At 76.7% G+C, this 10,772-nt stretch carries 13 protein-coding genes; 5 read left to right on the top strand and 8 right to left on the bottom strand.

Going from position 1 to position 10,772, the window contains the following annotated elements; genetic code table 11:
* The 5 genes from VGB14_07070 to def form a co-directional block, all read right to left on the bottom strand.
* A partial coding sequence (locus VGB14_07070) for a deaminase (GenBank protein ID HEX9992669.1) occupies positions 1–390 on the bottom strand: 390 nt, incomplete at its 3' end.
* A gap of 13 nt (positions 391–403) precedes the next feature.
* Entirely contained in the window at positions 404–898 is a 495-nt protein-coding gene (locus tag VGB14_07075) for a MogA/MoaB family molybdenum cofactor biosynthesis protein (GenBank protein ID HEX9992670.1), read from the bottom strand.
* Entirely contained in the window at positions 895–2,013 is a 1,119-nt protein-coding gene (locus VGB14_07080) for a transcription antitermination factor NusB (GenBank protein HEX9992671.1), read from the bottom strand. Before VGB14_07080 ends, VGB14_07075 begins: the two co-directional genes overlap by 4 nt.
* On the bottom strand, positions 1,998–2,897 hold the full coding sequence (locus tag VGB14_07085) for a methionyl-tRNA formyltransferase (protein ID HEX9992672.1): 900 nt from the start codon (positions 2,895–2,897) through the stop codon (positions 1,998–2,000). Before VGB14_07085 ends, VGB14_07080 begins: the two co-directional genes overlap by 16 nt.
* Positions 2,894–3,436, bottom strand: a complete 543-nt coding sequence (gene def, locus VGB14_07090) for a peptide deformylase (GenBank protein HEX9992673.1) — start codon at positions 3,434–3,436, stop codon at positions 2,894–2,896. Before def ends, VGB14_07085 begins: the two co-directional genes overlap by 4 nt.
* A gap of 26 nt (positions 3,437–3,462) precedes the next feature.
* Between def and VGB14_07095 the strand changes: the two genes are divergently transcribed.
* Genes VGB14_07095 through VGB14_07110 form a run of 4 tightly spaced genes read left to right on the top strand, consistent with a single transcriptional unit; the run spans position 3,463 to position 6,674 of the window.
* Positions 3,463–4,071, top strand: coding sequence for a methyltransferase (locus VGB14_07095; GenBank protein ID HEX9992674.1), 609 nt, complete (start codon positions 3,463–3,465; stop codon positions 4,069–4,071).
* Positions 4,068–4,592, top strand: a complete 525-nt coding sequence (locus VGB14_07100) for a TrmH family RNA methyltransferase (protein ID HEX9992675.1) — start codon at positions 4,068–4,070, stop codon at positions 4,590–4,592. Before VGB14_07095 ends, VGB14_07100 begins: the two co-directional genes overlap by 4 nt.
* An 11-nt stretch (positions 4,593–4,603) precedes the next feature.
* Positions 4,604–5,821 (top strand): GNAT family N-acetyltransferase, encoded by a 1,218-nt coding sequence (locus VGB14_07105; protein ID HEX9992676.1) that lies wholly within the window; start codon positions 4,604–4,606, stop codon positions 5,819–5,821.
* Positions 5,822–5,870: 49 nt separating this feature from the next.
* Positions 5,871–6,674, top strand: a complete 804-nt coding sequence (locus tag VGB14_07110) for an SRPBCC family protein (protein ID HEX9992677.1) — start codon at positions 5,871–5,873, stop codon at positions 6,672–6,674.
* Positions 6,675–6,680: 6 nt separating this feature from the next.
* Here the strand turns inward: VGB14_07110 and VGB14_07115 are convergent, their stop codons facing one another.
* Positions 6,681–7,025 (bottom strand): hypothetical protein, encoded by a 345-nt coding sequence (locus tag VGB14_07115; GenBank protein ID HEX9992678.1) that lies wholly within the window; start codon positions 7,023–7,025, stop codon positions 6,681–6,683.
* A 105-nt stretch (positions 7,026–7,130) separates the two neighbouring features.
* Here VGB14_07115 and VGB14_07120 point away from each other — a divergent pair, with 105 nt between their 5' ends.
* Complete coding sequence (locus tag VGB14_07120; protein HEX9992679.1) at positions 7,131–7,760, top strand: hypothetical protein; 630 nt, start codon at positions 7,131–7,133, stop codon at positions 7,758–7,760.
* 37 nt (positions 7,761–7,797) lie between these two features.
* Here the strand turns inward: VGB14_07120 and VGB14_07125 are convergent, their stop codons facing one another.
* Entirely contained in the window at positions 7,798–9,513 is a 1,716-nt protein-coding gene (locus VGB14_07125; GenBank protein ID HEX9992680.1) for a hypothetical protein, read from the bottom strand.
* A gap of 10 nt (positions 9,514–9,523) precedes the next feature.
* Positions 9,524–10,738, bottom strand: a complete 1,215-nt coding sequence (metK, locus tag VGB14_07130) for a methionine adenosyltransferase (GenBank protein HEX9992681.1) — start codon at positions 10,736–10,738, stop codon at positions 9,524–9,526.
* Positions 10,739–10,772: the final 34 nt, after the last annotated feature.

Consider the following 10,772-nt stretch of genomic DNA (forward strand, 5'->3'; position numbering starts at 1 on the left):
CTCGCCGGCCCGCACGCCGACGGCCACGTCGACGCCGGCCGCCCGCAGCCGGTCGATCCCCCGGCCGGCGACGCGGGGGTCCGGGTCCTCGACGCCCACCACCACCCGGCGGACGCCGGCGGCGATCACGGCGTCGGCGCACGGCGGCGTGCGGCCGTGGTGGGCGCAGGGCTCGAGGGTGACGGCCATCGTGGCGCCGGCGGCCCGGTCGCCGGCCGCGGCGAGCGCCGCCGCCTCCGCGTGGGGGCCGCCGGGCGGGGCGGTGGCCCCGCCGACCACCTCGCCGCCGGCGGTCAGGAGGGCGGCGCCCACCCACGGGTTGGGCGACGTCGTCGTGCGCACGGTCGCCGCGAGGGCCAGTGCCCGCCCCATGAGCTCGTCGTCGTCCACTTGACCGAGCAGTCTAGTTTTGCCGGTGCTCCGTCGGCTGCCCGACCAGCAGGCGGACGGCGTGGGGCAGCACGTCGAGGACCGCCTCCAGGCACTCGACGGCGCCGGCCGGCGACCCCGGCGTGTTGAGCACGAGGGCCCGGTCCCTGGTCCCGGCGACCGCCCGCGACAGCCGGCCGAGCGGGTTGACCAGGCGCATGGCCTCGGCGAGCCCCGGCGCCTCGCGGTCGAGCACGGCGCGCGTGCCCTCCGGCGTGCGGTCCCGGGGGCCGAACCCCGTGCCCCCGGTGGTGACGACGAGGCCGGCGAACCCGGCGCACAGGTCGGCCAGGGTGGTCGACACCGAGTCGTCGCCGTCGGCCACCACCTGGCGGTCGACCACCTCCCAGCCGGCCGCGGCCAGCCGCTCGGCCAGGGCGGCGCCGGAGCGGTCCTCCCGCGTCCCGGCGACGACGCCGTCGGACACGGTGAGGACCTTGGCCGGCAGCCCGCCGGCGTCCTCGCTCACGGCGGCGACGCTAGCCGCCACCGGGCGACGACCATCCCGTCGCTCGCCGGGCCGGGGAGGACGACGGTCACGGCGGGGTCGTCCACCGGCTCGACCCGGTCGCCGAGGCGGGCGGCCACGGCGGCGGCCACGCCCTCGCCCTCGGCCCCGGTCAACGTGCAGGCCGAGTAGACGAGCAGCCCGCCCGGGCGGACGAGGTCGGCGGCCGCGATGACGAGGTCGACCTGGAGGGCGGCCAGCCGCTCGACGGCCGCCTCCTCGACCCGCCACCGGGCGTCGGGCCGTCGCCGCAGCGAGCCGAGCCCCGAGCACGGCGCGTCGACGAGGGCCCGGTCGAACGCCGACGCCGGGTGGGGCGGCCGGCGGGCGTCGGCCACCACGGCGGCCACCCGGCCGGCCAGGCCGAGGCGGGCGGCGTTGGCGGCGACCAGGCCGGCCCGCGCCGGGTGCACGTCGCCGGCGGCCACGAACGCGCCGGCCGCGGCCATGCCCGTGGCCTTGCCGCCCGGCGCCGCGCACACGTCGGCCACCCGCTCCCCCGGCCCGGCGCCGACGGCCTCGACCACCCGCTGGGACGCCTCGTCCTGCACGTAGCCGTCGGGCCGCACGGTGACCGGGGCCGGCGCGTTCATGGCGGCCAGCGCGGCGAGCGCCGCCTCCTCGCCCCGGTCGGCCACCAGCCGGCGCAGGACCCAGTCCGGGTAGCTCAGCCGGGTGGCGTCGTCGGGCCAGTCGACCTCGCCCTCGGCCGCCACCCGGCGGAGCACGGCGTTGACCAGCCCCCTGGTCCGGCCGGGGGCGACCGCCACCGTCTCGGACACGGCGGCGTGGGGGGCGAGGCCGAGGAAGCGCAGCTGGTAGGCGCCGAGGCGGAGCACGGCCCTGGTCCTCGGGTCGGGCGGGCGGGAGAGGAACCGGTCGACCAGCCAGTCGCAGGCCCGCCGCATCCGCGTCGTGCCGTACACCAGCTGGGTGGCGAAGGCCCGGTCCCGGCGGGCCAGGCCGCTGCCGTCGAGCATGGCCGGGAGCACGAGGTTGGCGTAGGCGCCGCCGGCGTCGACGCGGACGAGCGCCTCCGCGGCCAGGCGCCGCGCCGAGGTCAGCCGCCGAGGCACGTGCCGGGCGCCGGCCGGGCGCCCCTGGCCCACTCCTCCGCCGGCCGGGCCGGCCGGCCCTCGGCCTGCACCTCGACGAGGCGGAGCACGCCGTCGCCGGTGCCGACGGCGGTGCCGTCGAGCACGCCGGGCGGCAGGTCGGCGCGGCCGGGGTCGACCAGCGCCCGGTGGACCTTCAGGCGGGCGCCCCCGAACGTCGTCCACGCCCCGCCCACCCGCACGACCCGGTGGAGCTCGGCCGCCGGCCGCGACCAGTCGAGGCACAGCTCGCCGGGCTCGACCTTCGCCGCGTACGTGGGCTCGCCCGACTGGGGCTCGGGCTCGGGCAGCCCCTCGGCCAGCAGGCGGACGAGCAGGCCGGTGCCGGCCTCGACCAGGCGGGCCCGCAGCTCGGCCGCCGTCTCCTCCGGCCCGATCGGCACCTCGACCCGCCCGTACACCGGGCCGGTGTCGAGGCCCTCCTCGAGCCCCATCACGCACACGCCGGTCACGTCGTCGCCGGCCAGCACGGCCCGCTCGACCGGCGCCGCCCCCCGCCACCGCGGCAGCAGCGAGAAGTGGACGTTGACCATCGGGACGGCCTCCAGCACGTGCCGCTTGACCAGCCGGCCGAAGGCGACGACGACGGCGAGGTCAACGCCGGCGGCGATCACGTCGTCCACCCGCTCGGTGACGGGGATGCCGAGGTCGAGCGCGGCGGCCTTCACCGGGCTCGGCTCGGGGGCGCCGCCCCGGCGGCGGCGGGCGTCGGCCCTGGAGACGACGAGCGCGACGTCGTGCCCGGCGGCGACGAGGGCCCGGAGGGGCGGGACGGCGGCGGCGGGGGTGCCGAGGAAGGCGAGGCGGAACGGCCCCGGGCGGGCCGGGGGCCGGGCGAGGCTCAGAGGCCGAGGAGGCCGTCGCCCCGCCGGTCGGCGAGGCGCTCGGGCCCGTCGAGGCCGAGCGCCATCTGGCGCAGGGTGCGGAGGGCCTGCTTGCGGGTGTCGGCGTCGAGGCGCTCGATGAGCAGCACGCCGTCGAGGTGGTCGAGCTCGTGCTGGAAGCAGCGGGCCGTGAGCTCGTCGGCCTCGATGGCGACCTCGTTGCCGTCGAGGTCGTAGCCGCGGAGGAGGACCTCCTTCGGCCGGACGATCGGCCAGGAGAGGCCGGGCACCGACAGGCAGCCCTCCTCGTAGGTCCACTCGCCCCGGCTCTCGACGATCTCGGGGTTCACGATCGTCCTCGGGCCCTCGCCCACGTCGTACACGAACAGCCGCTTCTGCACGCCGACCTGCGGGGCGGCCAGGCCGACGCCCGGCGCCTCGTACATCGTCACCACCATGTCGTCGGCGAGGCGCTTCAGGCGGCCGTCGACCTCGGTGACCTCGGAGGCCCGCTGCTTCAGCACCGGGTCGCCGAAGAGCCGGATCGCGTAGGGAGCCATGAGGGACAAGGCTACCGTCGCCGCCCGTGCCCACATCGGGAGCCGGCCACTACTTCGACCGCGACCCGGCCGCCCCGTCGGCACCGTCGGCCGTCACCCTCGCCCTGCCCGACCTGACCGTGCGCCTGGCCACCGACCGCGGGGTGTTCTCGGCCGGCGAGGTCGACGCCGGCACCCGCTACCTGCTCCTCGAGGCGCCCCCGCCGCCGGCCACGGGCACGCTGCTCGACCTCGGCTGCGGCTACGGGCCGATCGCCGTGGCGCTGGCCCGGCGCTCGCCGGGCGCGACGGTGTGGGGGGTCGACGTGAACCGCCGGGCGCTCGAGCTCTGCCGGGCGAACGCGGCCGCGGCCGGCGCCGCGAACGTCGTCGTCGCCCCGCCCGACGAGGTGCCGGCCGGCGTGCGCTTCGACGGGCTGTGGTCCAACCCGCCGGTGCGCATCGGCAAGGCCGCGCTGCACGACCTCCTCGGGCGGTGGCTCGCCCGGCTGGCCCCGGGCGCCGAGGCCTGGCTGGTCGTCCACAAGCACCTCGGGTCGGACTCGCTCGCCCGCTGGCTGGACGGCGAGGGGTGGGCGGTCGAGCGGCGCGGGTCGCGGGGCGGGTACCGGCTCCTGCGGGTGGCGGCCGGATGAGGGCGCTCGGGCCCACCGACCTGAAGCGGCTGCACCGCACGTGGCGGCGGCGCACCGAGGGCCGGGTGGCGCTGCTGCTCGACAGCGTGCAGACGCCGGCCAACGTCGGGTCGATCCTGCGCACCGCCGCCGCCTACCGGGTCGAGCACCTGTGGCTGGCCGGCGCGACGGCGTCGCCGTCGTCGGCCGGGACCCAGCGCACGGCCATGGGCACCAGCCGCTACCTCACCTGGACGGAGGTGGCGACGGGCGAGGAGGCGGTCGCCGAGGCGAAGGGCGACGGGTGGACGGTGGTCGGCGTCGAGCTGGCCGACGGCGCCGTCCCCCTGCACGAGCTGGCCCTCGGGCCGGCCGTGTGCCTGGCCGTCGGCCACGAGGACCGGGGGCTGTCGCCGGGGGTGCTGGCCGCCTGCGACCGCGTCGGGTTCCTCCCGCTGCTCGGCCGGGTCGGCTCGCTGAACGTCGCCACCGCGGCGGCCCTCGCCGTTTATGAGGCCCGGCGACAGGAGTGGGGTCGGTAGCGTCGCCGGCCATGGCAGCCGAGGTCCGACCGGTCGAGGCCGACGAGTTCCCCGCCTTCCTGCGCGCCATGGCCGTGGGCTTCGGGTTCCACTTCGCCGACGACGAGGTCGAGCGGCGCCAGGTGCTGTTCGAGGAGGGCCGGGCGCTGGCCGGGCTCGACGACGGCCGGGTCGTCGGCACGGCCCGCTCGTTCCGCACCGACCTGACCGTGCCCGGCGGGGCGACCGTGCCGGCCGGCGCCGTCACCAACGTCACCGTCCACCCCGGCCACCGCCGCCGCGGCCTGCTGCGGGCGATGATGACCCGCCAGCTGGCCGACGTCGCCGCCGCCGGCGAGCCGGTCGCCATCCTCATCGCCTCGGAGCACCCGATCTACGGGCGCTTCGGCTACGGGCCGGCCACGGTGTCGTCCAGCCTCGAGGTCGAGGCCAGGGCGGCCCGCTTCCGGCCCGACGCGCCGCCGGTCGAGGGCGTGCGGTGGGTGACGGCGAAGGAGGCGAGGGACCACGCCGCCGGCGTGTACGAGCGGTTCCGGGTGGCCCAGCCGGGCGCCATCGGTCGCCGTGAGCGGACCTGGGACGCGCTGTTCGGGCAGATCTCCGACATCACCCCCGACCCCGGGTCGCACTGGTACCTCGTCCACGACGACGGCTACGCCCGCTACCGGCTGGAGGACCGCTGGGTCGACCGCCAGCCGGCCATCACCCTGCACGTCGACGAGCTCGTCGCCACCACGCCCGCCGCCTACGCCGCGCTGTGGCGGACGGTCGTCGAGATGGACCTCGTGGCGACGGTGAAGGCCGCCGACCGGCCGGAGCGGGAGCCGCTCCCCTGGCTCCTCCACGACGCCAGGGTCGTGCGCCGCCCGTCCACCGCCGACTTCCTCTGGGTGCGCCTGCTCGACGTGCCGGCCGCGCTGGCCGCCCGCCGCTACCCGGTCGCCGGCCGGCTGGTGCTCGACGTCGCCGACCCCGTGCGGCCGGCGTCGGGCGGCCGGTTCGTGCTGGAGGCCGGTCCCGACGGCGCCGCCTGCCGGCCGGCGGCGTCCGGCGAGGCGCCCGACCTCGCGCTCGGCACCGCCGCGCTGGCCGCCTGCTACCTCGGCGACGCCCGCCCGTCGGTCCTCGCCGCCGCCGGGCTGGTCGAGGAGCGCACCACCGGCGCCGCCGCCACGGCCGACGCCCTCTTCGCCAGCACCCCCGCCCCCTGGTGCCACACCTGGTTCTGACCTCCGGCAGGGGGGGTACCCCTCGGCGGAGCGTCGAGAGGAGAACCAGGTGACGACGAAGGTGGAGACGTCCGTCGAGGTAGAGGTGCCGGTGTCGACGGCCTACAACCAGTGGACCCAGTTCGAGGAGTTCCCGCAGTTCATGGGCGGGGTGCAGTCGGTGACCCAGCTCGACGACCAGCGGCTCCGGTGGGTGGCCGAGATCGCCGGCGTCCGCCGCGAGTGGGAGGCCGTCATCCTCGAGCAGGTGCCGGACCAGAAGGTGGCCTGGGCCGCGACCGAGGGCGCGACCAACGCCGGCGCCGTATGGTTCGAGTCGCTCGGGACCGACCGCACGCTCGTGCGGCTCTCGCTCGAGTACGAGCCCGAGGGGCTCGTCGAGAAGGTCGGCGACTTCCTGAACGTCGTGCAGCGCCGGGCCGAGGCCGACCTCGAGAAGTTCAAGTCCTTCATCGAGAAGAAGGGCGCGGAGACCGGCGCCTGGCGGGGCACGGTCAACGAGGGCGTCGGCATCCAGCCCGGCGTCGAGCACGCCGAGGAGAGCAGGGGCGACAGCGGCAAGGCCGGCATGTCGCCGACCGGCATCGTGGCCGGCGCCGCCGCGGCAGCCGCCGGCGTGGCCGCGGCCAAGGCCATGACCGGGGGCGGCTCCTCGGAGCAGCAGGAGGACGTGATCGACCTCGACGAGACCGTCGTCGTGGAGGAGGTCGAGCCGCTGGCCCCCGTCGTGATCGAGACCGACGGGGTCCTCGTGGACGACCTGGGCGTCGGCCCGGCCGCCGGCAGCGACGTGGGCCTCGCTCCTCCGGTGACCGCGGAGACGGCCGGCACCGACGACCGCCCGGTCATCTAGGGGCGGTCACACCCGCAGGGGGTCGACCTCGATCCGGAGACGGCCGCCCGGCCTCGGTGTGGCCGCGAGCGCATCGCACAGCGCGGTGTGGTCGCCGGCCCGCAGGAGCCAGCGGCCGTCGTCCGGGCCGAGGACGTCGACCCCCGGCGGGTCGCCGAGCGCCTCGACGAACGCCGGCGCCGACGGCCCCGACACGGCCGCCAGCGCGGCGTAGGGCGGGAAGCCGAGCACGACCCGCCGGCCGTCCTCGGCCCTCGCCAACCGGGCCGGCTCGGCGTGCAGCGCCGCCTCCACCACCTCGTGGCGCAGGTCCCCGCCACCTCCCGCCAGGGCCGGTAACTTCATCGTCATGGCGCGTCCAAGGCGCTCGTCCGCCACTTCACACCGAGCGACACTTCGGGTGAACCGGGACGGAACCTGGTTCGCTGCCCCAGCGCGTCCCGGTGACACGGCTCCGTGACCGGGCAGGTGGGAACCAACATGGGCGTACTGCGCAACGCTCACGCCGTGACCGGCACAGCGTCAGCCACAGGCATCAGCGGCCCCTACGCCAACCTCGCCGCCACCGGTTTGACCAGGCCCTACGCCAACCTCGCCGCCACCGGTTTGACCAGGCCCTACGCCAACCTCGCCGCCACCGGTTTGACCACGTCCTACGCCAGGCTCGCCGCCACCGGATTGACCACGTCCTACGCCAGGCTCGCCGCCACCGGCATAACCAGGCCCTACGCCAACCTCGCCGCCACCACCATCCCCGTCAATCTCACCGCCGTACGTCGAATGGCGGTGCACCGTCTGCTCGCAGTCGAGGCCGATCCGCCGACGCCCGCGCTCGCGCGCGACCCTAACACCGAAGCCGCGGCGTTCGAACGGCTGAAGGCGATCGCAGCAGTTCTAATGACCGTTGTGGAGATTGTCATCGAGGCCGATAATCTCCGCCCCTTCGTCGCGGAAGCGGTACAGCTGGCGACGTTGCTTCTCGCGTGGCTCGGCGCCTTTTACAAGGAGTCCGATTCTCTGGCGGGCCTCTTGGTCGTCGCGACGGTCATGGGTGTGATTGGTCCCCGTAGGGCTACGGGCGAATAGGGCCGGCACCGACGACCGCCCGGTCATCTAGGGGCGGTCACACCCGCAGGGGGTCGACCTCGATCCGGAGACGGCCGCCCGGCCTCGGCGTGGCCGCGAGCGCATCGCACAGCGCGGTGTGGTCGCTCGCCCGCAGGAGCCAGCGGCCGTCGTCCGGGCCGAGGACGTCGACCCCCGGCGGGTCGCCGAGCGCCTCGACGAACGCCGGCGCCGACGGCCCCGACACGGCCGCCAGCGCGGCGTAGGGCGGGAAGCCGAGCACGGCCCGCCGGCCGTCCTCGCCCCTCGCCAACCGGGCCGGCTCGGCGTGCAGCGCCGCCTCCACCACCTCGTGGCGGGGGGTGCGGGTCTGGAGCACGAGCCGACCGCCGCCCGACCGGCCGCCGAGCAGCCGGGCCGCCCGCACAACGAGGGCCATGGCCTGCTCGGCCGCCCGGTAGCGGGGGGCGAGCAGCTCCTGGTCGAGGTCGAGGAAGGCGACGACGTCGGCCGAGCGCACGTGGTGGAGCACGGCCTCGGTGCCGACCACCACCCGGCCGACCCCGCGGTCGCCGTCGCCCACGACCCCGGCCGCCGTCACCTCGGCCACCGGCTCGCCGGCCAGGGCGGCCAGCTCCTCCCTCGCCCGGCTGACCCCCACCCGCAGGGCCCGGAACCGGCCCGACCCGCAGTCGAGGCACACCTCGGGGCGCTCGGTGGCGCAGCGCAGGCAGCGGAGCACCCCGGCCTCGGGGACCACGACGGCCGCCCCGCACCGCTCGCAGCCCGCCACCGTCCCGCACGCCGCGCAGGCCAGCAGGCGGGCCCGGCCCGTCCGGTTGAGCACGCACACCACCCGCCGGCCGCTGCGCAGCGCGTCGACCAGCCGGGGCGAGTACAGCCCCGCCCGCGGGTCCTCCTTGCGCCGGTCGACCACGTCCACCACCGGCCACCCGGCCCGCTCCTCGACCCGGCCAGGGGCCAGCAGCCGGCCCGACCGCAGGGCCTCCAGGGTCGGGCACGGCGACACGAGCAGGCACGGCACGCCGGCCCGCCTGGCCCGCTCGAGGGCGACGTCCCTGGCGTGCCAGGTCGGCGCCCGCTCCTCCTGGTGGGCCTCGTCGTGCTCGTCCACGACGACGACGGCGCCCAGCCGGGGCACCGGCGCCCACGCCGCCGCCCTCGCCCCCACGACCGCGCACCCGCCGGCCGCCGCCCTGGCCCAATCCCTCGGCAGGAGGGCGACCGCCACCCCGGCCCGGCGGAGGCCGGCGGCGACGTCCGCGGCCAGCGCCGAGGAGGGGCAGACGACCAGCGCGTCGCCGCGAGCGGCGGCGGCGACGGCGGCCGCGGCCGGGTCGGCGGCCGGCGGCAGGCGCAGCACCGACACCCCGTCGGGCACCCGGAAGGGCGGGTCGGGCCGGGGCGTCCCGGCCGGCGGCTGCGGCAGGGCCCGCACGGCGACCGGCGGGGACGCGGTGACGAGGAACGGCGCCCGCCGCCCGGCCCACCGCCACGCCGCCCACCCGGCGAGGTCGACGACGTCGGGCGGCGGCCCCCACCCCGTGACCTTGGCCAGCGGGCGCAGCACCACCCCGTCGGGCGGCGTCACCCGGTCCGCGACGACCCACCCGCCGACCCGGCGGCCGTGGAGCGGCACCCGCACCCGGGCCCCGACGCGCACCTGGTCCCCGAGCGGGTCGGGGACCAGGTAGTCGAACTCCCGGTCGAGGACGGGGACGTCGGGCAGGACCCGGACGACCCGCTGGGTCACGAGGGGGCGGTCACAGACCCAGCGCCGCCTTCAGCGCGTCGACCCGGCCCGTCGCCTCCCAGGTGAACTCCTTGTCGGGCCGGCCGAAGTGGCCGTAGGCGGCGGTGCGCCGGTAGATCGGCCGGCGCAGGTCGAGGTCGCGGATGATGGCCGCAGGGCGGAGGTCGAACACCTCGCGCACGGCCCCCTCGATCTTGGCCGGGTCGACCGCCTCGGTGCCGAACGTCTCGACCATGATCGACAGCGGCTGGGCCACGCCGATGGCGTAGGCCACCTGCACCTCGCAGCGCCGGGCGGCGCCCGCAGCGACCACGTTCTTCGCCACCCAGCGCGCGGCATAGGCGGCCGAGCGGTCGACCTTGCTCGGGTCCTTGCCGGAGAAGGCGCCGCCGCCGTGGCGGGCCATGCCGCCGTAGGTGTCGACGATGATCTTGCGCCCGGTGAGCCCGCAGTCGGCGTGGGGGCCGCCGAGCTCGAAGCTGCCGGTGGGGTTCACGAGCACCCGGAACGGGTCGTCGGCGAACTCGGGCGGCAGCAGCGGGTGGATGACGTGCTCGACGAGGTCGGGCTTGATGAGCGTCTCGGCGTCGAGGCCGGGCTGGTGCTGGGTGGAGATCAGCACGGTCTCGAGCGCGGCCGGGCGGCCGTCCTCGTAGCGGATCGACACCTGGGTCTTCCCGTCGGGCCGCAGGTACGGGAGGATCCCCGCCTTGCGGACCTCGGAGAGCCGGTGGGCCAGCCGGTGCGCGAGCCAGATCGGCATCGGCATGAGGTCCTCGGTCTCGTCGCAGGCGTAGCCGAACATCATCCCCTGGTCGCCGGCGCCCTGCGCGTTGAGGATGTCCTCGCCCGACGTGCCCGCCCTCGTCTCGTAGGCGGTGTCGACGCCCTGGGCGATGTTCGGCGACTGCGGGTCGATCGACACCATCACGCCGCACGTGTTGCCGTCGAAGCCGTAGGACTCCCGGTCGTAGCCGATGCCGGTGATCGTGTCCCGCACGATCTTCGGGATCTCGACGTAGGCGTCGGTGGTGATCTCGCCGGCGACGATGGCGAGGCCGGTCGTCACGAGCGTCTCGCAGGCGACCCGCCCGGTCGGGTCCTCGGAGAGGATCGCGTCCAGGATGGCGTCGGAGACCTGGTCGGCCATCTTGTCCGGATGGCCCTCCGTGACGGACTCCGAGGTGAACAGGAACTCGTTCTCTGCAAAGCCTGTGGTGCTCATCGGTCGGACAGACGCTCCGGAAGTCGGGTGCGGA

It is taken from the genome of Acidimicrobiales bacterium (genome assembly GCA_036399815.1).
In the GTDB taxonomy this organism is placed as follows: Bacteria; Actinomycetota; Acidimicrobiia; order Acidimicrobiales; family DASWMK01; genus DASWMK01.